This is a genomic window from Paenibacillus sp. OSY-SE (genome assembly GCF_000283315.1).
Classification (GTDB): domain Bacteria; phylum Bacillota; class Bacilli; order Paenibacillales; family Paenibacillaceae; genus Paenibacillus_B; species Paenibacillus_B profundus.
Genome location: NZ_ALKF01000176.1, coordinates 40560 through 67509, shown reverse-complemented (window position 1 = coordinate 67509; position 26950 = coordinate 40560). Strand labels below are relative to the sequence as shown.

General features: G+C 47.8%; 23 protein-coding genes and 1 riboswitch. Of the genes, 9 read left to right on the top strand and 14 right to left on the bottom strand.

The genetic code is table 11. The features are described 5' to 3' along the window. Nucleotides 1-30: 30 nt before the first annotated feature. The 4 genes from A372_RS0112540 to A372_RS0112525 form a co-directional block, all read right to left on the bottom strand. Entirely contained in the window at nucleotides 31-777 is a 747-nt protein-coding gene (locus A372_RS0112540; RefSeq protein ID WP_019421199.1) for a LytR/AlgR family response regulator transcription factor, read from the bottom strand. Then, nucleotides 749-2545: a LytS/YhcK type 5TM receptor domain-containing protein gene (locus A372_RS0112535; RefSeq protein ID WP_019421198.1), complete on the bottom strand. Its 1797-nt coding sequence runs from the start codon at nucleotides 2543-2545 to the stop codon at nucleotides 749-751. The genes A372_RS0112540 and A372_RS0112535 overlap by 29 nt, the downstream gene beginning before the upstream one ends. A gap of 151 nt (nucleotides 2546-2696) precedes the next feature. Further along, the gene (argS, locus tag A372_RS0112530) at nucleotides 2697-4376 is read right to left on the bottom strand and encodes an arginine--tRNA ligase (protein ID WP_019421197.1); all 1680 of its coding nucleotides are present in this window, start codon (nucleotides 4374-4376) and stop codon (nucleotides 2697-2699) included. A 5-nt stretch (nucleotides 4377-4381) separates the two neighbouring features. Then, a complete protein-coding gene (locus tag A372_RS0112525; protein WP_237728526.1) occupies nucleotides 4382-4939 on the bottom strand; it encodes a DUF1934 domain-containing protein in 558 nt (185 codons plus the stop codon). 235 nt (nucleotides 4940-5174) lie between these two features. Here A372_RS0112525 and A372_RS0112520 point away from each other — a divergent pair, with 235 nt between their 5' ends. Then, the gene (locus tag A372_RS0112520; protein WP_019421195.1) at nucleotides 5175-5441 is read left to right on the top strand and encodes a hypothetical protein; all 267 of its coding nucleotides are present in this window, start codon (nucleotides 5175-5177) and stop codon (nucleotides 5439-5441) included. A gap of 172 nt (nucleotides 5442-5613) precedes the next feature. Here A372_RS0112520 and A372_RS0112515 read toward each other — a convergent pair whose 3' ends face one another. The 5 genes from A372_RS0112515 to speE form a co-directional block, all read right to left on the bottom strand. Continuing rightward, nucleotides 5614-6711 (bottom strand): Gfo/Idh/MocA family protein, encoded by a 1098-nt coding sequence (locus A372_RS0112515; protein ID WP_019421194.1) that lies wholly within the window; start codon nucleotides 6709-6711, stop codon nucleotides 5614-5616. Between the two features lie 46 nt (nucleotides 6712-6757). Further along, entirely contained in the window at nucleotides 6758-7732 is a 975-nt protein-coding gene (locus A372_RS0112510; RefSeq protein WP_026011036.1) for a Gfo/Idh/MocA family protein, read from the bottom strand. Nucleotides 7733-7822: 90 nt separating this feature from the next. After that, nucleotides 7823-8662, bottom strand: coding sequence for an AraC family transcriptional regulator (locus tag A372_RS0112505; RefSeq protein ID WP_019421192.1), 840 nt, complete (start codon nucleotides 8660-8662; stop codon nucleotides 7823-7825). 971 nt (nucleotides 8663-9633) lie between these two features. Next, the gene (speB, locus tag A372_RS0112490) at nucleotides 9634-10503 is read right to left on the bottom strand and encodes an agmatinase (protein WP_019421189.1); all 870 of its coding nucleotides are present in this window, start codon (nucleotides 10501-10503) and stop codon (nucleotides 9634-9636) included. A 35-nt stretch (nucleotides 10504-10538) separates the two neighbouring features. Further along, complete coding sequence (gene speE / locus A372_RS0112485; protein WP_019421188.1) at nucleotides 10539-11369, bottom strand: polyamine aminopropyltransferase; 831 nt, start codon at nucleotides 11367-11369, stop codon at nucleotides 10539-10541. Between the two features lie 323 nt (nucleotides 11370-11692). Here speE and A372_RS0112480 point away from each other — a divergent pair, with 323 nt between their 5' ends. After that, nucleotides 11693-13753 carry a transglycosylase domain-containing protein gene (locus tag A372_RS0112480; protein WP_019421187.1) on the top strand — a complete coding sequence of 687 codons (2061 nt, stop codon included), beginning with the start codon at nucleotides 11693-11695 and terminating at the stop codon, nucleotides 13751-13753. Between the two features lie 199 nt (nucleotides 13754-13952). Here the strand turns inward: A372_RS0112480 and A372_RS0112475 are convergent, their stop codons facing one another. After that, nucleotides 13953-14453, bottom strand: a complete 501-nt coding sequence (locus tag A372_RS0112475; protein WP_019421186.1) for a YwhD family protein — start codon at nucleotides 14451-14453, stop codon at nucleotides 13953-13955. 144 nt (nucleotides 14454-14597) lie between these two features. On the opposite strand from A372_RS0112475, the gene A372_RS0112470 reads away from it, so the two are divergent. The 3 genes from A372_RS0112470 to A372_RS0112460 all read left to right on the top strand — a co-directional run bounded on the left by A372_RS0112470 (nucleotide 14598) and on the right by A372_RS0112460 (nucleotide 18247). Continuing rightward, complete coding sequence (locus tag A372_RS0112470) at nucleotides 14598-16574, top strand: M1 family metallopeptidase (protein WP_019421185.1); 1977 nt, start codon at nucleotides 14598-14600, stop codon at nucleotides 16572-16574. A gap of 5 nt (nucleotides 16575-16579) precedes the next feature. Beyond that, entirely contained in the window at nucleotides 16580-17401 is an 822-nt protein-coding gene (locus A372_RS0112465) for a hypothetical protein (RefSeq protein ID WP_019421184.1), read from the top strand. 231 nt (nucleotides 17402-17632) lie between these two features. Beyond that, nucleotides 17633-17773: riboswitch (cyclic di-AMP (ydaO/yuaA leader) on the top strand. 3 nt (nucleotides 17774-17776) lie between these two features. Next, nucleotides 17777-18247, top strand: coding sequence for a C40 family peptidase (locus tag A372_RS0112460; protein ID WP_019421183.1), 471 nt, complete (start codon nucleotides 17777-17779; stop codon nucleotides 18245-18247). 253 nt (nucleotides 18248-18500) lie between these two features. On the opposite strand, the gene A372_RS0112455 is transcribed toward A372_RS0112460, so the two are convergent. Together A372_RS0112455 and A372_RS0112450 are read right to left on the bottom strand one after the other, a co-directional pair. Then, nucleotides 18501-19013: a hypothetical protein gene (locus tag A372_RS0112455; RefSeq protein WP_019421182.1), complete on the bottom strand. Its 513-nt coding sequence runs from the start codon at nucleotides 19011-19013 to the stop codon at nucleotides 18501-18503. Nucleotides 19014-19104: 91 nt separating this feature from the next. Continuing rightward, the gene (locus A372_RS0112450; RefSeq protein WP_019421181.1) at nucleotides 19105-20184 is read right to left on the bottom strand and encodes a DUF4097 family beta strand repeat-containing protein; all 1080 of its coding nucleotides are present in this window, start codon (nucleotides 20182-20184) and stop codon (nucleotides 19105-19107) included. Between the two features lie 327 nt (nucleotides 20185-20511). Between A372_RS0112450 and A372_RS0112445 the strand changes: the two genes are divergently transcribed. From A372_RS0112445 to A372_RS0112435, 3 genes are all read left to right on the top strand, one after another. Further along, the gene (locus tag A372_RS0112445) at nucleotides 20512-21177 is read left to right on the top strand and encodes a hypothetical protein (RefSeq protein WP_019421180.1); all 666 of its coding nucleotides are present in this window, start codon (nucleotides 20512-20514) and stop codon (nucleotides 21175-21177) included. Between the two features lie 509 nt (nucleotides 21178-21686). Further along, nucleotides 21687-23114 (top strand): ABC transporter permease, encoded by a 1428-nt coding sequence (locus tag A372_RS0112440; protein ID WP_019421179.1) that lies wholly within the window; start codon nucleotides 21687-21689, stop codon nucleotides 23112-23114. A 10-nt stretch (nucleotides 23115-23124) separates the two neighbouring features. After that, nucleotides 23125-23802: an ABC transporter ATP-binding protein gene (locus A372_RS0112435; RefSeq protein WP_019421178.1), complete on the top strand. Its 678-nt coding sequence runs from the start codon at nucleotides 23125-23127 to the stop codon at nucleotides 23800-23802. A 296-nt stretch (nucleotides 23803-24098) separates the two neighbouring features. Here the strand turns inward: A372_RS0112435 and A372_RS0112430 are convergent, their stop codons facing one another. Both A372_RS0112430 and A372_RS0112425 read right to left on the bottom strand, forming a co-directional pair. Beyond that, nucleotides 24099-25547, bottom strand: coding sequence for a HAMP domain-containing sensor histidine kinase (locus tag A372_RS0112430; RefSeq protein WP_019421177.1), 1449 nt, complete (start codon nucleotides 25545-25547; stop codon nucleotides 24099-24101). Beyond that, nucleotides 25540-26205 carry a response regulator transcription factor gene (locus tag A372_RS0112425; protein WP_026011035.1) on the bottom strand — a complete coding sequence of 222 codons (666 nt, stop codon included), beginning with the start codon at nucleotides 26203-26205 and terminating at the stop codon, nucleotides 25540-25542. The genes A372_RS0112430 and A372_RS0112425 overlap by 8 nt, the downstream gene beginning before the upstream one ends. 160 nt (nucleotides 26206-26365) lie before the next feature. On the opposite strand from A372_RS0112425, the gene A372_RS33830 reads away from it, so the two are divergent. Continuing rightward, on the top strand, nucleotides 26366-26806 hold the full coding sequence (locus A372_RS33830) for a hypothetical protein (protein ID WP_019421175.1): 441 nt from the start codon (nucleotides 26366-26368) through the stop codon (nucleotides 26804-26806). Nucleotides 26807-26950 lie beyond the last annotated feature (144 nt).

Here is a 26950-nt window from a genome sequence, read left to right as displayed (position 1 = left end):
ATGCAAACGTTTTCAGTTATGGTGCGCAATCTAAAATCCGAGGATCTGCTTCAGATCCTTCATATAAGTGCGGCTGACCGGTACCTGGGAACCGTCCTGGAGCTTCAATTGACAGGTGGAGTGGAACCACGGCTCGATTTCTATAATCCGATCCACATTGACGAGATAAGCCCGATGCACCCGTATAATAGAAGGATGTAGAAGCTTGCGCTCAAGCATCGTTAACGGCTCGCTAACTTTGTAATGCCGTTCTTTCGTCACGATGATGGTCTTCCCCTCTTCAAATCCGATATAAATAATATGATCGACATGCAGCACAACGATCCGCTCATCCACTGTGATAGCTAAGCGATCCTGGCGTTCCGGAACTGAGGAACGGGACGCCGGGGAACGCAAGTTAGGCGGCACCCTCATCACAAGCTGCTTGTTAAGCTTCTCTACTGTCTGATGCACGCGAACCTCATCAAAGGGCTTCAATATATAATCAACTGCGTTCAGCTCGAATGCCTTTAAAGCATATTCATCGTATGCGGTGGCGAACACGATTGCCGGCGGTGCATCCAGTTCCATTAACCGCTGTGCAATCTCCAAGCCGCTTTCCTCTGCAAGCTGTATGTCTAAAAAGACGACATGGGGACGAACTGCCCCAATGTGCACCAGTGCCTCATCCTTCGCCTCCGCCTCTCCTACAACCTCCACTCGCTTCGTGCGACGCAGCAAATAAATAAGCTCATCTCGTGCTAGCGGCTCATCCTCCACGATAAATGCCTTCAACAAGATTATCACCTCTTTCGACGAAATGGACAGGCAGGGTGATGCGGACTGTCGTTCCTTGGGCGGTCTCACTTGCAATACGGAAGGAAGCCTGGTTCCCGTACAGTTCTTCAATGCGTGTCTTAATATTATAAAGGGCTGTGCCGGTTCCTTCCGCCGATTGTACGGCTTGCTTACCGAGAGCGCCCACAATATCTGCCGATATGCCTTTACCGTTGTCCTTCGTTACCAAAATCATGCTCTCCCCCTCAGCAGTCGCACTTATCGTCACCCGACCTATCGGCTCGGTGAAGCCTTTGGAAAAGGCGTGGCGGATGGCATTCTCCACCAATGGCTGCAGCGTGAACGGCGGAACCAATACATCATTCAGAGAGGCGTCGATATGTGCTTCGATCGTAAACTTGCCGGGGAATCTCGCCTGCTCCAATGACAAATAGGCTTCTACATGCTCCAGCTCCTTGTGCAGAGGAATGAGCATCTTGCGGGCACCTTGAAGATTGCTGCGAAAATATACACTGAGCTGCTGCAGCAGCTTTCTGGCTTGCTCAGGATCCGTACGGCACAGCACAGAAATGGTGTTGAACGCATTGAACAAAAAATGGGGATGCACTTGGGCCTGCAGCGCTTTAATCTCAGCATCCTTCAAGAGCCTGCTCTGAAGCTCAGCTTCCGCCAGCTCCAACTGGGTGGAAAAAAGCTTGCTTAATCCCTCAGCCAACTCCCGTTCGACTTGATCCAGCCTCGTAGCACGCCTGAAATATAGCTTTAGCGTGCCAATCGTGCTGTCGTGCACCTTTAGCGGCAGCACCAGTGCGGCCTGCAGCGGGCAATCCAGGTTATAACACTGGATCTCCTCGCGCGAAGACGCCTTATGAACGATGCCTTCTTCAAGCACCTTCTTCGTTAGTCTCGTTGAAATGCTCTGCAACGCAATATGGTGATCGGCACCTGTCCCGACATGGGCCAAGATTTGATGCTGATTCGTAATCGAGATGGCGTCGGCGTTCGTCTCCTTTAAAATAATTTGGGCGGCTTCCCGGCACGAATGCGCGTTTAAGCCTTGGCGGAAGAAAGGCAGCGTATGATCTGCAATATATAGCGCTTTATGTGTCTGCAATGCTCTGGAACGCTCTTCTTCCTGAAATATAGACTGGATAATGAGCATAAACAGCAAGGTGCCGAAGCCGTTCACTACTACCATCGGGACACCGATAATCTTCACCAGCCCCCATGCGTCGGCCCACGGCTCGGCAACAAGCAGGATGATACCCATTTGTGCGCACTCCATCAGAATGCCGATTCCTGCGGTTAGCCATGCGGCCTGCTTTCCTTGTGCACGAAAGCGCTTACCAATTATTCCGGTAACAATGCCGGCCATAATGGTCGAGATGCCGCATGCAACCGCAGTATAACCGCCTAAGGAAAGGCGATGCACTCCTGCAATCAATCCGACGCCGGTTCCTACAAGCGGTCCCCCCAACAGTCCGCCGATGACAACACCCATAATGCGCGTGTTCGCGATCGCGCTCCCCGTATCTACATCCGTATGCCACGCTTGCGAATAGATGGAGCTGTCGTGGATCTGAACTCCGGTATAGTTGCTAATGACCCCAAACGCGCCGAATACGACGATAAGCATCCATTTCTCGGTCAAGCCATGCTCGTGATGAACGATTTGGCGGAAAGACTTCATACGTGACAGCACAAATGCAATAATTAGCAAAATGCCGACACGTTCTATCATTAAAGGCAGCAGATGAATCAATACCATCACCATCCTTCTTCCCGTCTGCTGTGGATCTGTGCATGACGCTGCATCTATTATACAAGAGATGCTCTCAGACTTCGCTTGGAAATAAAAAGCTGGCGTCTCCTCCTTCGAGACGCCAGCGTATAACGGTCAGCCATATTCGTAATTAATCTTACATCCGTTCTGGCGCAGATACCCCTACCAGCCGGAGCACATTTGCGATAACGGTGCGCACTGCGCCTAACAGCGCCAGGCGAGCCTGTGTCTGTTCCGTGTCCTCAGTAATGACACGCTCTGCCTTGTAGTAGCTGTGCAAGAGCGACGCTAATTCGTATACGTACCGGATTAAGCGATGCGGCGCATAATCACGGGCCGCAACTGCGATCTCTTCTGGCAGCTCGCCCATCTTGCGCAGCAGATCGTATTCATGCTCGGTCGTCAGCGTAGTCAAGTCAATATCGTCCAGCGGCTTCAATGCCACTCCCTGCTCCTCTGCTTGACGGTAGATGCTGCAAATGCGCGCGTGCGCATACTGCACGTAAAACACAGGGTTCTCGTTCGACGTCGAAATCGCCAAATCCATGTCGAAGTCGAGATGAGAATCCATGGAGCGCATCGTGAAGAAGTAGCGGATCGCGTCAACGCCCACTTCCTCCATCAAATCCTCCATCGTGACCGCTTTGCCGGTACGCTTCGACATCTTCACTTTCTCGCCATCCTGGAACAAGCTGACCATTTGAGCAATGAGCACAATCAACTTGTCCGGGTCATTGCCAACTGCTTCCATTGCCGCTTTCATCCGCGGAATGTAGCCATGGTGGTCAGCGCCCCAAATGTTAATCATGCGGTCGAAGCCGCGGCCGTACTTATCCATATGGTATGCAACATCAGGTGTCAAATAGGTGTAGGAACCATCGTTTTTCACCAAGACGCGGTTCTTGTCGTCACCAAATGTTGTCGTGCGCAGCCACGTCGCGCCTTCTTCTTCATAGACGTGTCCAGTCGTACGCAGCGTGTCGAGCGCCTTCGTCACTTCCCCGTTCTCATACAATGACGTTTCACTGAACCATACATCGAACGGCACGCCGAAGCGGCCGAGATCGCGTTTAATTTTGTCCAGTTCTTTCTCCAGTCCGAATTGGCGGAAATACTTCGCACGCTCTTCTTCGGCCAGCTGCAGAAGACGATCGCCTTCCTTATTCACCAGATCCTGCGCGAAACCTTTAATATCTTCACCGAAATAACCGTCTTCCGGCATGTCAGCATCGAGACCAAGCGCCTGCTTATAGCGGCACTCAATCGACTTCGCCAAGTTCATCACTTGGTTGCCGGCATCATTAATATAGTACTCGCGCGTCATCTCATAACCTGCATAATCAAGCAGGTTGCACAGCGCATCGCCAACCGCTGCACCTCGGGCATGCCCAAGGTGAAGGCTTCCCGTCGGGTTCGCCGAGACGAACTCCACTTGAACGCGCTGTCCGGCGCCAATGCCGATACGACCGTAGTCCGAACCTTTGTCGGTAACTTCCCGCACCACATCATACAGATAACTTTTGTTCATACGGAAATTAATAAATCCTGGGCCCGCGATTTCGGTACTTTCAATAGAAGCCGCCGCTTTATCCAGGTTCTCAATAATCACTTCCGCGATCTGACGCGGATTGCGCTTCGCAATGCGAGTCAACTGCATCGCCGCGTTCGTCGCCAAGTCACCGTGCGACTTGTCCTTTGGCACTTCGATGACAAAGGACGGCAGCTCTTCGCGCGTCACCAATCCGGCCTTCACGATCGCCTCATCAATTGCAGTCTTTACTTGGTCATTCATTTTCTCCATTACACTCATGCTCATTGTCTCTATTCCTCCTGCGCCATTCTGTTATGCGTGTCTGCGGGTGTCATCTTCAGCTTGATTTCGAACTGTCCCGTACATTGCTCTTCAATATAAAGCTGGTATGCCCAAGTGAGCATTAATTGATCGAACTGAAGCGGTCCTTCAAATGGCCACGGGTTGTTCCATTCCATCAGAGAGGTATACGTAGTCATCGGAAAGCGCAGTGCTTGGGAGCGATAGTAGCCTCCCTGCTTCTCGCGATAAGAAAATGTCTGCTCTGACTCCACTTGTCCGCGCCGCGTCAATTTGATTTGACGCTTGCTTATTTTTATCATCACCTGTGTAGGTGAGCTTGCACTCATATCGCTGGCGCCATCATTCTCACCGTCCGGATGATCACCTCGTCGATTGACCCGTTCCGGATGATTTATCGGCTCGATGTATCGTACATAGAAATGCGCACCTTTGCGGTACAACTCTCCAGTTACCTCTTGGGTCACGCGCTCATCATCTTGACGGCTGTCAATGACGATGCGCACCATAAGCTTGTTCGCCGCTTCCGCTTGGCGTTCCGTCATCATTCTAACTCCAATTCTGCAAAGTCTGATTATTAAATTATCCGGTAATAGCACACCTTTTGCAACCAGTTTGACCGGAAAAGTTCAACGTTTATTGTACAACTAAAAGAAAACCTTTCAAAATTGTAAGGTTGGTGATGGAAAAAACGATGGATTCAATCCCCATTGTTACACTATAATCCCTTTAGCCCTTAATAATTTGAGGCATCCCGTTCAGTAATTTAAGGAGGTAGCTACGATGTTGTGGATAGAATTAATGTCTTGGATAAGCACACCCGCCGGGAAGCTCATGTTCTTCCTTCTAATCCTCCATGGGGCATGCACCATCTGGACCTCTATCGACAGTTATCGCATCGACCGTTCCATCTTATTCTCGGCAGGAATTACGCTTATCGTCAGCATTGCTCCGATATTTGGTTTTGTAATATATATCATGATTCGGCATACGAAGCTGACTTCCCACGTTCCGAAATCGTCGCGAATGCGTTCCGCGATCCCGCGTTGATGTTCAAGCCGCATTCATTAGTGTAGCCACAATTAAAAGGAACGTACACAAAGGGGCAGCCCCTAAGCAGATATTTTGCATATGGAACTGCCCCTATATTATTGGACCGTGCTAGCATGTCTGCTTTACGTGCCTTTGCCCATTCTCCCTTTGAATCAGAAACGAGTCGCCTCTATCTTCGAAGTATAGATGGCCACTCCACATCTACCTCACGCTTCTGTGCGGCCGAACGGAGAAGCGCGTCGATTATCGTCTGTTGGACGAGTATTTCGCTCGCTGGCACCGGCGCAGGGGCGTCATCTCGGATCGCACGGACGAAGTCGGATATTTTCAAGAAGAACGGCTCGTCGAGCGGTTGTCCTGACAGCGGAATGACCGTCTCGGTCTGCCGGCCCATCATATCCCGATACATGCGGATATCCCCTAAGCAATCGAATGAGCCTCCCCAAGCGCCCGTACGGCCAGAGCCAAGCTTCAGTCCACCTTCCGAGCCAAGGAAGAACGTCGAGCCCATAGAATCGAGATGCATCGCCCACGACGTCTTGAACGTCATGACCATGTCGTTCTCAAAACGAATGAAAGCCACCCCGAAATCCTCGACATCGAAGCGATCTGCCTCTGGACAGATGGCTGGGTTCGTACCGAGACGGTTGCTGGAAAAGGCGGATACGGTCAGCGGACGCGGATGATTAAGCGCATATAGCGCCATATCTAGCGAGTAGCACCCGATGTCCGCAATGGCACCAGAGCCTGCGATGTCGCGCCGGATGAACGTTCCACCCGGGATGCCGCGAGGTCTGCCTCCCCCGAGCTCGGCATAGTATACACCACCGAGTTGCCCGGACTGCACAATTTCCCGCACCAGCTTAATATTGTCGTCGTAGCGCGGCTGGAAGCCGACACTCAGCATTTTACCCATACGTTCCGCAGTCTCCACCATTTCAATGCCCTCGTCCAATGTAACGGATAACGGCTTCTCCACCAGTACGTGCTTGCCTGCCTCCAGTGACAATAACGCCTGCTCATGGTGCGATACGTTCGGGGTGCAGATGCTCACGCCGTGCAGCTCTTGTTCCAGCAGCTTGCGTGTATTGTCAAATGCCGCTGCTTCCGCCAGCCCCTCCTCATCAATGAGTGCCTGCGCTCTGCCGGGCACAATATCCGCTACTGCCGCCACCACGACGCCAGGAATCCTTTTATACGCCCGAGCATGCATTCTTGCGATCCCGCCACTGCCGATAATGCCGATTCGAATCACTTGTTCTGTCATAATGCCGTTCCTCCATTCTTATTAACTGTATATGTTTCCTTTATCCTTAAATACGTACCGTGCCGCCTATGCGCGCGGATTCATTAGTTGCTTCCATTATACGGCTCAGATCAATCGCCAGCGCTGTATTGTCGCCTTCCGGCTTCGTGCCGAGCATGCGGTTCACCCACTCGTCGAACATAGAGCCTTCAGGCTTGTCGAGTGGAATGTGCTTCACTGTTCCGTCGGCGCCGCGCAGCGTGAGAAGGTCCTCGCCTTGTTCGGACGTAAATAACAGAGAACCTTCCGTTCCGTGAACTTCAATTGTATATGGCGATCCGCCCGTGACGAATCCGGTCTCCGCAATCCCGATGACGCCGCTGTCATAATGAAGGAGCGCCGCCGCATGATCCTCGACCTTCCGCTTCGTCATATATCCATAAGCCGCCGTCACCGCTTGCGGAATGCCAGCAAGCAGACGGATGAGATACATTGGGTGGCAGCCAAGGTCGATCATTGCTCCGCCGCCGCACTCCTCCAAGCTGTAGAAATGCTCTGGCAGCCACCCGGCAGTGGCTCCATTATGCGCCATGCGCACGCGAATCAAGGTCGGTTGTCCGACTGTGCCTTCCTTTACCAACCTCTCGATCGTTATGCCTTCACTCTCATAACGGCGGCGCAGCGCGACAGTCAGGATAACGTTATTCATGGTCGCTTCCGCCATCAGCGCTTCCGCACCCGCTCCGGTAACGGACAGCACCTTTTCCGTAAATACATGCTTCTTCGCCCGTAGGGCTCGCGCAATAACGTCTTCGTGCATCGTCGTCGGCGTCGTTACAACGACCGCATCGATATCCGTGCGGCTCAACAGCTCGTCAAGTGACGGAATACATTCCACCCCATACTTGTCCGCATAAGAGGCCCCGCGCTTTACGTTCTCATCCCACAGCGCCACTACCTCTGTCTCTGGATGGTTGCGGAACGCCTCCGTATACTCCTCTGCATGCACGTGCCAATAGCTCAAAATAGCTACTCGAATCATCACGTTCTCCCCTTTTTCTTCCATATATAGTTACTCATGCCTATACATATCTCATCATCTTACAGTCCGGCCATCACCCGTACCACGTGTTTACCCTTTAGCGCCCTGGCGGGAATCCCGCGGCGAGCAACCAAACCTCTTCTTGTATACCCTTTCAAAATGCGCCAAATTGTTAAATCCGGAAGCATAGCATATTTCGGTCACCCGCCAGTCGCTCTCAGCGAGCATCGTCCGCGCGCACTGCAAGCGCAGCTGCTGCACATAGATCTGAAACGTCATTCCTGTCGCCTTCTTGAACCTTTCACTGAAATATGGAGGCGACCAGCCTGCCTGCTTAGCTGCGGACTGCAGCGTAATCGATTCGCGGAAGCGATGGTGAATATACCGTTGCGCCGCTCGGATCGGCTCGTCCAGTTCCCCAGAGGATAATGGTAATCGTGCGGTATTTACCTTCTCGGCGTTATGGCGCACCTGCCGGAATATGCAGATTAACAGCTGTTCGAGCAACGCACGCATCATGCGTTCCGCCCCTGGCTCATTCGCTTCGTACTCACGGTATATCAACTGCGCATTTTCAATCGCCTCTATCCCTACTTGGCATTGGATAGCGTTCCAAGAGTCGGCAAACAGCCATTTCCACGTTTCCTTGGTAATGCAGCTTTCCTTGAAAATAATATTGACGACTACTAGCGCTTCTTCGTTATCCGGCGCAATCGCATGGAAATCTCCTGGGGTAAGGACGAACACATCCCCCCGCTGAAGAGTCAGCTCCTCGCCGTTCAACCGGTGTTTGCCCGTACCGCTCACAATCATCGTACATTCATAAAATTCGTGACCATGCCAAGGAACCTCGTCCGCCAAATGCATCTCATATGCAGCCATACTGCGATCGGGCAGAAAGTCTGCAATTTGCAGCCGATTCAGTTCCACCGTGATAGCCTCCTTCGACACCTGCTCCCTTCGTAAATGAATTCGGCAAGTATGCGCTCATTCAGATGGGCATGCCCCGTGTTCCCCTACAGTATAGAAGAGTCGGTGCAGCAATGCCCTGCGTTATTTATGGAAAATACGACTTATTTTAAGATGGCGAACGTAAGGTATCCGACCATATTGCTCTTCCAAGCGAATGAAAACGGTGTTGCCGCTTATCGCATAGACGACCCATACATAATTAAAAAGTTATCAGAAATTGAGGCAAAATTGCCAAGTAGTCATGATCATCACATTGTGCCGCCGTGTTATATTTTTATCGGATCCATAGATAAAACATATCCTAGTGGTTGGACAACGCAAGGCGGTTCGTTTGTCATTAGTGCTGAACTGATCGTTTTAGCAGGTATTGAGCCTAATTGTATGGAAATTAACAATAGTTATTATCAGCAGTATTTGAAATGCTTGGTATGGGCGGGGTACCTTGAGGAGCAGCGTACGAGGTACCCGTTATTTTTTTGTCCCCAAAGATATCCAGCTCCCCACTTCCTCGTACCATGTGGCTTACCAAACCTTTTGCCCACTATCCCATTGATTCAGAGTCCAATACTCGAGTGGCACAGTCCAAACGCTCTTAATCGTATGATTGGCGCACCCTAGTTCCCCCTCTCTATCTTGTCATGCTCCCTGCGTCTGTTGAATCCGGTCCTCCACCGTGCATTTGTTGATGTACACACACTTTTTCCAAAGCCTTCGAGTCGTTAATTATGCCATCTGTATTTCTAACTACTGCTCCTGAAGCATTAAAGGGGCAGTCTGAAGCATTGGGAGAGTGAACAAAAGGGAATCGAGAGAAGGGGGGGCGAACACGTTAGAGGGAATTTTCAAGAAGGCTGAAGGCAAAAAAATCCCTCCTCCGTTTGTCGCGTTGCAAACACCGCGATGCGGTAACGAAGAAGGGAATTTCACATTTATTTTACGAAACCAAGCAGCATTTCTCGGATAATCTTGCTTGCCGTAATTGGCGTCTGCTCCGTCGGGTCGTAAATCGGCGCCACTTCCACCAAGTCGCAGCCGACGACGTTCGCGTCCGAACGGGCGATAAGGTGCACCGCTTCCAGCAGCTCCTTCGACGTAATGCCACCCGCTTCAGCCGTACCCGTACCAGGCGCGCAGCTTGGATCGAGCACGTCAATGTCGATCGTGACATATACCGGCCGGCCTGCCAACTCAGGCAGCGCCTTCTTCAGCGGCTCCGCCACGTCGAACGGATAGAAATTAATGTTTTCCCGCGCATACGTCCATTCTTCGCGAGAACCGGAACGAATCCCGAATTGATAAATATTTTTGCCGCCCATCAAGCCTGCCGCCTTGCGAATCGGCGTCGAGTGAGAGAGTGGCTCCCCTTCATAGTGCTCGCGCAAATCAGCATGAGCGTCAATATGGATAATCGCCAAGTCTGGATACTTCTTGTACACCTCTTGAATGACTGGCCAGGTGACAAGATGCTCCCCGCCCATACCGACTGGGAATTTGCCATCAGCTAGCAGCCCGCGAATGTAATCACCGATAATGTCCAAGCTCTTCGCCGCATTGCCGAATGGCAGCAGCAAGTCGCCGGCATCGAAATAGTTCAGTTCTTCAATGCTCCGATCGAGATAAGGGCTGTACTCCTCTAAACCGACAGACGCCTCGCGGATACGGCCAGGGCCGAATCGCGAACCGGGACGGAATGAGACCGTATAGTCCATCGGCAAGCCGTAAATGACCGCTGTTGCGGCTTCATAATCATCCGAGCTGCAGATGAACACATTGCCGGAATATTTTTGATCCAGTTTCATAGTTGATGGCCTCCTTCGTTCTTTCTTTTGCCCCGTTATGATTTGCAGAGATCTTCTACAAATTTAGGCAGGCAGAAGGCTGCGTTATGCAGACGCGGCGAGTAGTATTTCGTTTCCATTTCCGGAATGCTCGCTTCATCTATATTCATAGGATCGTATTGCTTGCTGCCTATGGTGAACGTCCACAACCCGCTTGGGTAAGTCGGAATGTTCGCACCGTACACGCGTACGATCGGGAAAATTTCCTTAACGTCACGGTTTACCTGCTGAATCAGATCTGCCTTGAACCAAGGGTTGTCCGTCTGCGCCACGAACAAGCCGTCTTCTTTTAGCGCTTCGTAAATGCCTTGGTAGAAGCCACGCTCGAACAACGGCGCCGCAGGGCCGACAGGCTCCGTGGAATCGACCATGATGACATCGTACTCGTTCTTGCTGTTCAAAATATGCATGTAGCCATCGTTTACGATAACTTCGACACGTGGGTTGTCGAGTTCACCCGCAATTTCCGGCAAATATTTTTTCGAATATTCAATGACCTTCCCGTCGATTTCTACGAGGACCGCTTTCTCAACGGAAGGATGCTTCATAATTTCACGAATAACGCCACCATCTCCACCGCCGACTACGAGCACTTTCTTCGGATTCGGATGTGTAACGAGGGCCGGGTGCGCCACCATCTCATGGTAGACAAACTCGTCTTTAATCGTCGTCATAACCATGCCGTCCAATACGAGCATTCGTCCGAATTCCTCGGTATCCAACATCGTCAGATGCTGAAACGGCGTCTGTTCATTCACGAATGTCTCGCGAATTTTTGCCGTAATGCCGAAGGTCGGCGTCTGCTTCTCTGTAAACCACAATTCCATAAAATCAACCTTCTTTCTTCCGATATGGTATCGTTGGTCCAGTCGAAATGCTCGTAATGGTTCCCATGTATACATTCGTAACACTTCATCTCCATTTTGCACCAAACAAGAGTATTATAGCGTTTCCCCCCCAAAAAGCAACTATCTCCCAAGTAATTATTTTCAAACCATTTCGTCCGGTATAGAGCGAATGAAGCAGCTGCGTACGGAAAAATAACAATTGTGCAGATGAATATCCTTTTTTATCCTACTCCATACTGATAGCAAGGACCTTAAGCTGTCTTGCCGACGGGAAAGCAGCCGATTATGAGGAGGAGCCCGACATGAATGCGAAAAAAAACTACACAAAGGCAAAACGCCGGCTCCGCCTGTTCCTATGGGGCATCATTGGCACGCTTGTGCTTAGCCTCGGCGTCTCGGCTTCCGTGCTCGGCTATTTATATATGACGGATCTGCCTGTATCCAGTACTCAGCAATCGTCTCAGCTGCTAGACTTTCATGGGAACGTGCTGACAGCACTGACGCCAGGGCAGACGCAGCAGTCAGCGGTGAAGCTAGCCGATGTCGCGTCTGAAGTCGTCCAAGCGACGATAGCAACTGAGGATCGCCAATTCTACCATCATATGGGCATCGATTTCAAAGGAGTGGCGCGGGCCTTTCTCGTCAATCTGGAGCATCTGTCGAAAAAGCAAGGAGCGAGCACTTTAACACAGCAGCTCGCCCGCAATCTGTATCTTAGCCACGAACGAACATGGACCCGTAAGGCGAAGGAGGCGCTCTACGCGCTGCAGCTTGAGATGAAGTATAGCAAAGACGAAATTCTCGAGATGTATCTAAATCAAGTATATTACGGTCACGGGGCCTACGGCATCGAAGCGGCAGCTCAACTTTATTTCAACAAGCCTGCACGGAAATTGTCGCTGGCAGAAAGCGCATTGCTTGCCGGAATTCCGCGCGGACCCAGTTATTACTCGCCTTATTTAAATATGAAGAATGCAAAGGACCGCCAAAAAATCGTGCTGCAAAACATGGTCGATATGGGCGATATTACGCAGGATACAGCCAAACGCGCGTATAACGAAATGCTCGTCTTCCGCCCTCAGGAGGAGCGCGCTGAGACACTTGTAGCCCCCTATTTCCGCGATTATATCCGGCGGGAGCTGGCGGCGCTCGGCATCCCCGATGAAATCGTGGAGGCTGGGGGCCTGCACGTCTACACGACGCTTGATAAGCGGGCGCAGGAGGCGGCAGAGGAAGCCGTCGCGAAGCAAATCCCCGCCGCGGGTGATCTGCAGGCTGCTCTCGTATCGATTGATCCGCGCAACGGATATATTAAGGCGATGGTAGGCGGCAAAAATTACCGCGTCAATCAATATAACCGCGTGTTCGCGGATACGCGTCAGCCCGGATCTGCCTTCAAGCCGATCGTCTATCTGGCGGCGCTGGAGAAACGGGCTGTCACGGCGGCCACGCATTTCGTGAGCGCCCCGACTTCATTCAGCTATGACGAAGGGCGCCAAGTGTACAAGCCGCGCAATTACGGCGGGAAATATTATGGCGATATCGATCTTCGTCAAGCGATTGCGGCGTCCGACAATATCTATGCAGTCAGTACCATTATGCAAATAGGCCCGGAACAAGTGATTTCGCTGGCCAGGCGTCTCGGTATCGATAGCAGCATGAAGCCGCTGCCTTCCTTGGCGCTCGGAACGTTCCCCGTCAGCCCTTTCGAAATGGCGTCTGCTTACGCCGTGTTCAGCAACGAGGGCAAACGTGTTATTCCGCGCGCCATCTTGAAGGTGACGGCCCCGGATCGGCGGGTGCTGTATGAAGCGCCGCCGATGGAGTCAGAGCAGGTTATCGATCCATCCGACACTTACGTGTTGACGAGCTTAATGGAAAGCGTGTTCGAATCCGGTGGCACAGGCAATCGGGTCGCAGCCAGCATCAAACGACCCGTCGCCGGTAAGACGGGAACGACGGACTCCGACGCGTGGATTGTCGGCTACACGCCGGAATTGTCGACCGCCGTATGGGTCGGCTATGATCGCGGCAAGATGATTTCGGTGTCGGAATCGCATAAAGCAGCGCCCATCTTCGCTGACTATACGGAGAAGGCGCTGACGAGCGTACCGCCTAAAATCTTCACCGTGCCGGATAACGTGGTTAGCATTTATATCGACCCGGATACAGGAAAGCTCGCCGATGAGAATTGCCCCGTCAAGCGTCTGGAAACGTTCGTGAAGGGAACTGAACCGACGGAATGGTGTGACCAACACGGGGCCAAGCAACCTGACTCGCCGCAAGCGAAGCCGGTTCAGGAGACGCAAGAAGCCGGGAAACGGTCGTGGTGGCAGCACTTCAAACGGTGGTGGACCAACTGATCGTGACTTCGGCACGAGGATGAAAGCTTCGATGCTAGCAAAAAAGCTGCCGGAGATTCGGACTGCTCATACAGAGCTTTGTCCGGATTTCGGCAGCTTGGCTTGACTCACGCTGAAGATCAACGTCAAAAAGACCTGTTCCCTCTATGGGACACAGGTCTTCTTCCATTATAACACTGCCTCTAATGTTGGCGGACGATTATGCCAACTGCTCTTTCAAATCATCCGATGAACGTTCCCACCACTCGGCGTTGTGCGTCATAAGCAGCTCGCGCAGTGCCGCTTTCTCCTCCGCGTCGAGTCCATCCAATATAATGCGGCGCTTCATCGCATTATCCATCTTATTCACGTGATCGGCGAGAATTTTCCAACCTCGCTTCGCTTCTGTGTCAACTAGCATCTCGCACGCCGCTAGACCACCGTAGCATGCGCCTTCAGGAGTTCTGTCTACTGCCACCCATACAATCCAGCATTTGCGGCCGTTCGGCACGTCCTCCTTGTTAGGTATGAACTTGATGCCACGCTCCACCTTGCTTTTCGCATGCATAGCACCCAAGTCAATATAAGCTTTGCCCTCATCGATAATGACAGGCGATACGTTGTTCAAATCGATGCTGCCTGAACCGAATCCTTTATGCTTACTGCTGCTCATCACATTCAGCGCAAGCGGCTTCTTAACCTTCTTATCCGAAGCATCCATCGTTATGCGCTCCTTCCTTGCCCTAATACTCCAGTACACAAGAGCCCTGGGGGGCGATCAAAATCATTTTCATTTTAGCTAATATTCCGCAAAAAGCCAACATATACATGCTGTAGATGCTTGTCAACGGGAGGTTAGAAACGTATGACCCGACGCAATGTCTATCGCCCACTTCTATTTATTATCGCACTCTTGGCCGCCAGCTTCATCCTCCTCGTCTGGTTCCGGCCGTCCGGCACCGTACCTTCTCTCGGTCCGGAAGTGCAGAAAAAAGCCGCACAGGAGCCCTTTACGCCGCAAAGCGTAGAGAAGCCGAGCGCCGAGGTGCTTAGTGAGCGTATCGCCGAGTACCATATTGATGTCAAATTGGACGAGTCCATTCATACTCTGTTCGGTGATCAAACGGTCACTTGGACCAATCCGGGAATGAAGACGGTGAACGAGATCTATTTCAACCTGTATCCGAATGCGTTCCAATCCCCGGACTCGACCTTCATGAAAGAGTCGGGCGGCATATTGCGAGAGGACAAGATGCCGAAGGACGGTTATGGAGGCATGACCTTAACGGCGCTGACAACCGTAGACGGCCAGTCCCTAATGAACCGGATCGAATACGTTCAGCCGGATGACGGCAATGCCAAGGATCAGACTGTCATGAAGATTCGCCTGCCCCAGCCCGTCAAAGGCCAGGAAGACATCACCTTGAAGCTGAAGTTCGAAGTGAAGCTGCCGCGAATATTCGCCCGGATGGGGTATGCAGATGATTTCGTCATGGCCGGACAATGGTACCCGAAGATTGCCGCCTATGAGAAAGCTGGTGTGCGCGGCAGGGCGGCCGAAGGCTGGAACGTGCATCAATATCACGGCAGCTCCGAGTTTTACTCCAACTACGGCATCTTCAATGTGCGCATCCAAGTACCGGAGTCATATATCGTCGCTTCGACCGGATTTCCGACGAAAACACCTTACATCGCGGACGGTTACAAAAACTATCAATTCTATGCAGACGACGTTCATGACTTCGCTTGGTCAGCTTCACCGAACTTCATCTACTATGAAGAACCGTTCTCTGCCCCGAATGTGCCGGGCGTCCGGATTAAGCTATATCTGGATCCGAAGCACAAATTGCTGAAGGAACGCTACATGTACGCGGCGAAGACCGCACTCGCCAAATTCAGCGAGTGGTACGGAAAATACCCGTATTCCACACTCTCTATTGTCGTCCCGCCAAAATCGGGCAACGGCGCAGGCGGAATGGAATACCCTACGCTAGTTACTGCATTCGGCGCCGAGAATGACAGTCCAGGCTATGATTTGGAACGGACGGTCATCCATGAGATCGGCCATCAATATTTTTATGGTCTCATCGCCTCTAACGAGTTCGAAGAAGCGTGGCTTGATGAAGGGTTCACCTCCTATGCAGAGGACAAATTGATGGAGTCCGAATTCGGGGTCACGCCAAATCTAGCCATCACATCTAGCTACATTACCGATCCGGCTCCGCTCAAGCTCGCCGCTTGGCGGTATAAAAACCAAGATCATTATGCGGACAACGTATATTACCGCGCCAAGCTCGTGCTGATCGCCATCGAGAAGCAGGTCGGGGAGAAGACAATGCAGCGCATAATGAAGACGTACACTCAGAAATACCGCTTCCGTCATCCAACGACCGCCGACTTCCAACGTATCGTCGAACAGGTCACCAATCGCAAATGGACCGATTTCTTCAATCAATATGTGTACAGCGGCCAAATGGCTGACTTTGCAGTGGAAAGCATTGATACTCGCACTACTGAAGTAGGCGGCGCAACAAGTTATGAAGCGATCGTCCACATTCGTAAACTGGGCGCTGATTACCCGAATATCCCAATTATATTCCGATTTGCGGACGGAAGTACGACACGCAAAGTGTGGGACGGGGATGGCGAGCGGATGCAGTACCGGATCACCCATACAGCTCCATTGGATTGGGTCATGGTGGATCCGCTCTATACGATCGTAGTGGAGAATAAACATATTAACAACTATATGAAAGCACAGATCGAGGAGCCTGTGCGCACGCGAGTGAACTTAACCGTCATTAAATTCTTTGAAGCATTTACGAACATATTGGGGTGGTGAGATCGATGAAAGCTTACATACGAACCGGGTGGGATTGGTTGAAAGAGCACGTATACATATGGGTCATCCTCTTTTTATACCAACTGCTATGGGGCTTCTTCGTCTACCGCTTCATTGACGGGATCGTATTGCCCGTGCTGCGGCGGTATCCGAATCCGGCCCCGACCGAGATGAGCTCCCAGCTCTTTCTGATCGAAAGTCAGTTTCACCTGTCAAAGACGAACGACTATGCGCCTTATTTGTGGATAGTAGTCGGTTGTATGGCCATTCGCATGCTGCTGACTCCCTTCATCGAAGCCGGCTTGTTCTATGCGATAGCACATCCGCGGCAGTCGGGACTAACCTTCTTCCAGGGTATAAAAGTAGTCTGGAAGCCGATGCTTCTGCTATATACCATAAAGACGGTTCTGCTCCTGGCGCCCGCTTATTGGTTTGTACCGTATGCAGCGCACGTATTGACGACCAAATCCACCGTTGCGTCATTACTTGCATCCGTCGCACCGTTTGTGCTCATATGGGCCATATGCGGTTGGATATTTCATCATTTGTTTTTATTTATGCAATTTGGCGCCGCTTCGGAATTGTCATTACTTCACTCCGTAACGGCGGGTGTGCGTCGAATGCTCCCTATACTCGGGCTTTCCCTTATTTTCATGGGCCTTGTGCTAGTTATTAACTTACTATTTACAACCGCAGCGATGTTCTGGACTGGCATGACCGCGCTGATTCTGCAGCAAGCATTTCCTGCTGTTCGGGCCGTGTGCAAGATGTGGGGGTTATCCGCTCGGTACGCCATATGGCAGGAGGCTAATCAGCAATCAAAATGAGGAAAATGTAACAATTCAAAAACCCGTCACATTTCCATTTAAAAGCGTGATAAAAAAGCTTGTCTGTCGTCGGAAATGACGATCAGACAAGCTTTTTGTATTTATTGGACAAAAAGTGTTTGTCAAAAGAAAAAAGGTCTGTTACAATAAGTCGTAGATTTATTACAACTTTGTCATGAAAACGACAATAACATTTGCAAATTTGTAACTAACGAATACAGCAACTAAATCCGAACAGTGATGCCGAATTTCCGGACAACCGGAAAGCGGGGGAACCAGTTATTTGGGTGAATTGATCTCGTGTCACAGGGATCATAGGGGACCTTCAACCGAACCCTCCAGCTAACCTCGCAGGCAAGGAAGGGGCTTTCCAATTTGAAGAAGAAGCTAGTAACGGCGGCGCTCGGCCTTAGCGTCCTATTCACATTCAGTGCAGGCAGCGCTTTCGCGGCATCCAAGATGGATAACAAAATTGAAGATCTGTTAGGCATTACGTACAAGTATGGCGGAACCACAACGAATGGTTTCGATTGCTCCGGTTTCACCAAGTACGTATTTGACAATTTCGAAATCGATTTGCCACGCTCCTCGTCGTCTCAATTCGACGTAGGTGAAAAAGTAAGCAAAGATGAGTTGCGTCCTGGCGATTTAGTCTTCTTCGACACTAGCGGTGGAAACGGTGTGTCACATGTTGGAATCTTTGTCGGTGATGGCAAATTTGCTCATGCATCGACAGACAAAGGCACCCGCATAGACAAGCTTAGCATGGACTATTACGAGAAGCGTTATGTAGGCGCGCGTCGTGTGATGAGCGAGAACCAATATTCTTCATACGCAACAGAATAGCAATTACGCAGTCATAATGGAATTATACTTATATAGGCGTACATAGCCCGATGGGAAGCGATAACCGCTGTCTGTCGGGTTTTTCATATGTTCCGGAAGGAATCTTACACAAGATTACCCCGTCTTGCAGAAACGGGAGCCTTTTCCTGTGCATTTTATTTAAAGGAGGCATGCCGGATAAGCATGCCTCCTTGTGTTATCCCAAATACATCGACAGCCCGATATATTTATATGCCTTCACTATAACCTTATGTTACTTCGATTCGCGCAGCTTCGCTTTCAGTTCATCAGGGCTTAACCCCTCTGTCGAAATACCCCGCTTCTCCGCTTCCTGCTTCAACCGTTCCATTCGTCTTTCGACGCGTTCTCCATCATCCCGATGTTTCTCGTGGAACATTTGTCCTTTTTCACCTAATTTCGCCTTCAGTTCCTGTCGAATTTGCTCACGGCTCTTCCCTTCAGTCTGAATGCCATGCTTCTTTGCCATGAGCTGAAGCTTTTTCTCTCGCAGCTCCTTCATTTCAGAACGAAGCTCTTTCATTTGTGTATGGATCTTCTCCAGCTCTTTATCTGTTTCAGACTCGGCCTGCTTAGCGCTCTCTGCCGGTTTTGTCGATTCGGCTTGCTTCACGGCGGTTAGGGACGTATCCCCGATAAGCTTCCAATCGGTTCCGTTCAGTCCTTTCTCCCCTTGCGCCGCCGCTGGCGATGCCAAGAGAAGCATCATTAGACTGGTCCAAGCAATTACAGTTGAGGTACGTTTCAAATATATCCTCCTCCTTTTTCAAGAGATGGTACTAGTATGTTCATCCAACCTGAAAGGAAACTGAAAATCAACTAAAACTTTTCTTAATTGCTCAATTGCTGCCAAGTGTAAAGTCACCCGAGCTGGTACGAACTTTCAGCTTCGCCTCGCCACTGCCGAACGCTCCTTTTAGGCTGCTTCCATTTTCGCTGTTCTCTTCATATGTCATGCCATTCCACTCAATGCGCCCGTTGCCGGACCCTCCACGAAAATCGACCGCCAGCGATTTCGGTTCATTGGCCAGATCGACCGTTACAGATCCGCTGTTTGCCTTTAAGTCAGCATCATGCAACAAATCGTCGAATTTCACCTCTATATTCCCTGAACTCGTGACGCCCTGCAATGCTGCTTCTCCATTCGCCAAATCCACAGTGCCGCTGTCAGTATTGAATGTAAGCGCCTCAGCTTTGAATTCGTCCGCTGTAACATTGCCAGAGCTCGCCTGCAATGTGATCGTGTCTGCTTCAACAGCCTGCACCTGGATGTCGCCGCTGCTTGATTTCACGTTTACTGTCTTTCCCGTAATTTGCGCCGCATCGGTGTTGCCGCTGCCTGTGTCGAATGTCAGTGCATCGGCCTTGAAATGCTGCGCCTTGACATTGCCTGAGCTCGCCTGCAATGCTATCGTATCCGCCTCGATAACCGTTGCAAGAATGTCGCCGCTGCCCGTTTTCACGCGCACTTTGTTCCCGTACAGTTGGGACACATCCACATTGCCGCTGCCAACGTTGACATCTACGCCATCCCATTGCTTCTCAGGAAGCTCAACAATGAAATCGACATTTAAAATATTGATGCCGAGACTGATATCATTCGGCACTTCCACTCCCAACTCGAGTGTATCCCCTTGTGGAGCCACTTTTATATCTATTTTATCCGCATATTTAGGACTTACCTGTCCTTTTAGACGTACTTTGATTTGATCCGAATTGCCGCGCAAAATTTGTACGTCCGGGCTTCCGCTCTCAATGAAAACGTTCCGGAAGTCGCCCGCATCAACCGTTTTTTCCTTGCTGATTTCCTTCGTGCCGAAGGATAGTAAATCACGCGGAAATAGATTTCCCGGATTCAGAGCGAACAGCACGCCTGCAATCCCGGCCATTATCAACAACACACCTATCACTTTTCTCATCTTTGATTTCCCCTATATTTATATATTTAACTACGCATCTGTTATAAGCCTTCCTCAGTATAGCATGAGTGTTTCTGCTCACGCTCTGGTCTGACGGAGTATTTCACACCCGTCTTAAGTCTAGTCTACTGTATGCTTCTGCTATGTAGAACTGCCTCTGCAAGCTGAGGAACGATTATACTTCCTATTCTCACAACTTATGGACTTCAACGCATTCTACCGTAGTAATGAAGGGGAAAAATGATACAATAGGAGTAGACGAAGAACGTCCTTTACCTTTTATAAGGTGCGAGGGCGTTCTTTTTTTGTTAAGGAGGCGGATAGAGTATGGATTTTGAAACGGCACATGCACAATTTTTGGATTATCATCGTGCGCGTCGAAGCGGAGAAAGAAAGGGACGCTTACTCAGAGGACATCAATATGCCGAAAAGCTGCTGTTGAAAAATGTATGGTGGCCTCTATTCGGTAACCTTGACCATCTGCATCCAGAATATGAGGTGCTCGATTGTAATCGCAAATCGCAATTTCTAGATGTTGCTTTTCTCCCGCCATTCGGTAAATTCGGGTTGGAATGCGACGGTTTCCAAAGTCATGTAAAGGATATGGACCGGGAGAGATTCAGCTACGCCTTGAACCGGGATACCTTTCTAACCGGAATGGGGTGGAAAATGATCCATTTCTCCTTCGAAGATGTTCAGAATCGTCCTGAAATATGCCGCACCCTGCTGCAATTGGTCCTCAGTCCTTATCTCATCCGAAGTCTGCCTACCCGTCCGGCTGTCTTCATCGAGAAGGAGATTCTTCGGTACGCTTGGACGCTAGGAAGAAGGGTTCGGCCCAAGGATGTGGCTGACTACTTTGATGTCGATTTCCGTACTGCCCGCAAATGGCTTCGATCATTGGTGGAGAAGGGCTGGCTGCAGCCTATAGCAAGAGGCAGGGATATCCGTTACTACGAATTGAAGGAAGTCGCTATGGAACACTTATTGTAAGCCGACAAGTCGTTCGTGTGTTAACTCCGTTCATGTTGTGTAGAGGAGGGCTAAAGGGGCCTCGATAGTATCTGCAAAGATATGTTTTGGTTCATGCACTGTCTGTGCGCTATCTGTGCGTTGGTATGAGTTGGTCTTGTTCGCTGGAAGTTGGCTATGAGTCCGCTGTGGAGTTTCCTTTTGTGATTCCATTGGAAAACGTACAGTGTTTCTTCACCTTCTAGCTGGCAAGAGGGCATTCTACTGGAATTCATGCAGCAGAATGAGACCGCAAGGCCCTAGTAAGAGGAAATGAGGCCATTTGATTGGATGTTTTCCAGTAGAAGTCCAAGCAAGCCATGGAAATAAAGAAATCCATTGGACATAATCCAATGGATTGAACGGCGAACGGACTCCTTGGCCAATTTCCTCCTCGACACGTATTTTTTCCAGACAAACTCCTCGATATCTCCATACAGACTCCAGATTAGTCCTATACATTAGAGATACCAAGAAGGAGGTTAGAAATTATGAATTTTATCAAACGTGCATTTTTAAGCATACAAGCAAGAAAGGGAAAATCTCTCATCTTATTTGCTGTTTTTTTAGTTCTTACTAATTTAGTATTAGCGGGATTCGCCATACAAAATGTCACAAAAACAGCGAATGATCTCGCCAGAAAAAAGTTAGGAGTTGACGTGACGCTAGGATTAGATGGGGAAAAATTTCAAAAGTACGTACAAAAACAGAGACTTGAAAATCCAAATGAAAGAATACACCGCCCGGAAATTTCTACAGAGGAAGCAGATAAGTTAGCTGAATCACCATATGTAAAAGATTTTAACTATCTAAAAGATAGTCAAGGTGTAGCGGATGGCTATACTCCCATTAATGGTGATAACGAGGGAGACGCGGTAGGAGGAGCCATAGGTGGAAACCAAGGGAATATGAAAATGCCAAATACATTCATTCACGGTGTGAGAAGTTCTGATCTATTGAAAGAATTTACAGAAGAAACGAATAAAATTATTGAGGGACGTCCAATAACATCAGAAGACAAAGATAAGAAAGTAGTCCTCATTGAAAAACAGTTAGCTGAGCATAACAATCTACAAGTTGGTGATCAGTTGAAGATTCAATCACAAGATGGAACATCGACAATAGATTTAGAGATTATAGGAATTTACGAAACGTCCACGATAGGTAGCAACATAGAATCGGCACCGCCGCTGTTTCATCCATCGAACAAAGTATATGTCTCGTACGGATCGTTAAAAGAGCTTTCGGAAAATAAGGAAACAAAGGGAACACCCATTGATCAAGCCATTTATTATTTAAATGATCCAGACCATATCGATGATTTTAAAGCAGAGGGAGAGAAAACAGGCATTGATTTTGACCTATTTAAACTAGATGCTCATGATGCATTATATAAAAAAATGGTCGGCCCTATTGAGAACGTAGCATCCACTTCAAAATGGATCATATACCTGGTCTCTGTTGCGGGATCCATTATTTTAGGTCTTATCATTATGTTGACCATAAAAGAACGACGGAAGGAATTGGGAATCCTACTGGCGATTGGCGAGAAAAAAGGAAAATTAATCGGACAACTCTTAGTAGAAGTATTGTGTATAGCTGCTTTGGCATTTAGCCTCTCTGTCTTTACAGGTGGGACCGTGTCTCAAGCAATAGGAGACAGTTTATTACAGAAAGAAGTTACTTCTTCTGAAGAGCAACAACAGCAGGAAGCAAATAATCAAGTGCTCATGTTTGGGATGAATGATGACCAAGGTCAAGATGTGGATCCTATTGATACTATTGATATAAGTGTAACCTCCCAAGATGTGCTGAAATTAGGTGGATTAGGTCTAGTAATCGCAATCCTATCAACCATTCTTCCCGCATTATCGATTCTTCGATTGAATCCAAAAGATATTTTATTAAAAGATGAATAGGGGGATCTACATGGAAACTATTTTACAGTTCAAAAATCTGAATTACCATTATAAAAGCAATAATAAAAAAATCACTATATTGGATAATGTAAACTTTTCGTTTCAAGCCGGACACTTTTATACCATTTTAGGACCATCGGGTTCAGGAAAAACAACTACCCTTAGTTTAGCAAGCGGATTAGATATCCCAAGAAGCGGGTCTGTATTATACAAAGGAACAGATATACGGAAGATAGGGCTGGATTCCTATCGAAACCAACATGTCTCGATTATCTTTCAATCCTATAATCTCATTACGTATATGACCGCTCTTCAAAATGTAGTTACGGCAATGGAGATTACAGGAGTCGATGTAAGAGACAAAAAAGGGAGAGCGCTTGAGTTGTTAGAAAAGGTAGGGTTGACAGAAGTAGAAGCAAAAAGAAAGGTATTGCAGCTTAGCGGTGGTCAGCAACAGCGTGTGGCGATTGCTCGTGCATTATCTTGTAATGTGGATTTATTAATTGCCGATGAACCAACCGGGAATCTAGATCAAGTAACGTCCTTGGATATTATCGAGTTATTTAAAGAACTTGCTCATAAAGAAAATAAATGTATCATTGTAGTCACTCATTCACAAGAGGTGGCTAGACAATCAGATACGGCGGTGTATCTCGAAAAAAGAAATTTAGTAATCAAAAAGTTATAAGGCAAGTGACTTTAAAAAACGCAAAGGAATGAGAAAGATGCGGAAAAGAATAGTGGCTTCCATTGGTTTCGTGACAATTGGTATTCTAATTGGCGTTTGTATATATATGTTGAATTTAGATTCAGGGGATAACACAGAACCGAATCAATCCCCTCCTTATCAAGAGCAAGATGGATCGACAAGCGGTGTGGCAAGGCCTAGTTTAGATTCAGAAGATATACAAAATCATTTCGACTAGTGAACGGTCTCAATCTCATTTCCTCCTAATTGAAATGAGATTGAGACTCTTTTGTTGTTTACTTTATGGATAATGGAATGGTAGCTAAAAATTGTACTCCTTGTTCTGTATTCTTCATAGAATACGTAATAGAAAGGGCTTCAAAAATTTGCTTTACAATATATAATCCTAAGCCACTCCCCCCCGTATTTCGATTTCTTGATTTTTCAATTCGATAAAATGGTTTGAAAATATGTTGAATATCCTCTTCTTTAATTTTCACACCTGTGTTAATGACTTTCATTTGGATGTGGTGTTGTTTTGAATCTTGAGTTAGCTCTATATATACTTTCTCGCCATGCGGTGAATACATAATCGCATTATGAATAATATTTTTACAGGCTTTTTCTAAAAGAACACGATCGGTATAAACGGAAAGGTGAGAATCAACCTGTGTTATGATTTGAATGTTTTTTTGAGAAGCAAAAAATCCGAGATTTTTTGTGATTGTATCCATTAATTCCGAGAGATTTACTTCTTCCAATTGTAGTTTAAAGGTATGTTGTTCTAATTTTGACATGCTTAAAATCTCGCGAACCAGTTGTTCTATACTTTCAATAATTTGGTGATTTTTCTTCAAATATTGGTCACGATTTTGATACGGGCCAATATTATATATCATCCCTTCTAAGTGTCCTTTCATAACCGTAAGAGGCGTCTTTAATTCATGTGCGACAATCGCAAAAAATTCCCTGCGTTTTGTTTCTATTTCTCTTTCTTTTTCAATATCGCTTTTTAATTGCTGATTCGCTTTTTGTAAATCAAGCATCGTTTGTTGTAAATTAATTGACATCTCATTTAAACTATTGGATAACTCCCCCAATTCATCATTGGAACGAACCTCAATCTTTTCGGAAAAATCCAAGTTCGCCATCTTTTGTGCTCCTTGATTAATATAAAGGAGTGGTTTTGTAATGAACCTCGAATACAAATAAGCACTTCCTATTCCAATAGCAACGACAATGATACTGACATAAGGAAGAAAAAGCGCCAATACCTGTGAAGCTTCACTAATAGGTTGAAATGTTGCGGATACGACGAGCGTTAAGGTCACATCTTGGAATTGAATGGGCACGGCAACATCATAAGAATTTGAATTTCCTGGCGGCTTTGTTTTATCGATTTTCACATCTGGCGATAGTTGTGGACCTTTATGAATAAAAGAAAAAAAAGGAGAGTAAATAATAGCTCCTTCTTTATTTTGAAGGTAGATCATTGCGTTATTTTTTTGTGTGTATTCATCGAGAAGCGGTATTGCATGTTGAAAAGTGAGATCCCTGGACTTATCAATTATTTCTTCTATCCCTGTACGAAGCTGATTTGTTTTATACTGCTCATAAAAGGTAGGGAGAAAGAAGTATAACGTTACATAAATCAGGACTGCAAAGGCTAACAAAATAAGAGAGGTACTCAGAAAAAGCTTATAGGTAATTCGCTTCATCTTCATCATTTTTAATATTTTACTCATCAATTTTATAACCAATTCCCTTTACTGTTTTAATGTAGGGTATATCTAATTTTTTTCGTATGTTTTTAATATGTGTATCGATAACTCGTGTCTCTCCGTAATAATCAAATCCCCATATTTTTTCGACAATGCTTTCCCTTGTGAGTACTTTTTTCTCATTTTGAAGAAGTAGTTGCACAATTTCGAATTCCTTTGTCGTTAATGGGATTTCAACCTCATTTACATATACTTTATATGCATCACAATCGAGTTGTACTTCTTTAAACACTAAACAATTATCCGTACTTTGATCATTGCTTCTTCTCAGTACTGCTTCGACTCGTCTAATCAATACATGAAAAGAAAAAGGCTTCGTAATATAATCATCAATTCCAAGATCAAAGCCTTTCAATTGATCTTGTTCTTCTTCTAAAGCGGTTAGCAGAATGATTGGAACATTGGATTGATTCCTGATCATCTTGGCTATTTCAAAACCGTTAAGATTGGGCAGCATTACATCCAATAGAATGAGATCAAAAGATTGCTTATTAAATTGTTTCATTCCCTCTATTCCATCTGATGCAACTTCAACGCTATATTGTTGTGTCATTAAAAACTGTTTAATCAATTCCTGGATCTCTTGATCATCTTCTATCACAAGAATCTGATAATTCATCAATATATCACCTCTTGAATCAGTATAGCCGCGTTATCTGGAGTTTATGTGGAGACGCAAAAAATCCCCACCAAAACTCTACATGAGCTTCATTGTAACTCCAGATACAGGCCATACAATGAGGTTGTCAACAAAAATACATTTGCGAAGGAGATTGACAAGTATGAAAAAGACATTGGCTACAACTGCTTTAGGTGCTGTATTTGCCCTCACCTCTTTGGGGTCTGCATTCGCTGCCGAAGTACCGACACAATCTATTGGAAATGGACAACAGGTAACACATGGCCAAGTGACGAAACCAATTAACTTCGATGACGCTGCCAAAGAGAAGGTAAAAGTCATTCTTGACCAAGCTCAAGCGGGTACGCTCACCAAAGAGCAAGTGAAAACTCAACTTCATGATCTCGGCATCGATTGGGATATTGATTTCAGTGCGGCTCATGATATCAAGAAAGAAACAAACAAAGTGACTAAACCTGATAACCTCGATGACGCTACCAAAGAAAAGGTAAACGCGATTTTTAACCAAGCACAAGCTGGTACACTATCGAAAGAGCAAGTTAAAAGACAACTTGATGAAGTTCTTGGTACCAAAGCTCCATAGAGACACCCAGGAGATAAGCAAAACCAAGCTGAGTAAGAGTTAAGAAAGAATCTACTAAATAAAACCCGTGAGATTGCTATATTCAGCAACTTCACGGGTTTTGTATTTTAGTCGGATAACTTAGTTTATAGTGCGACAAAAAAG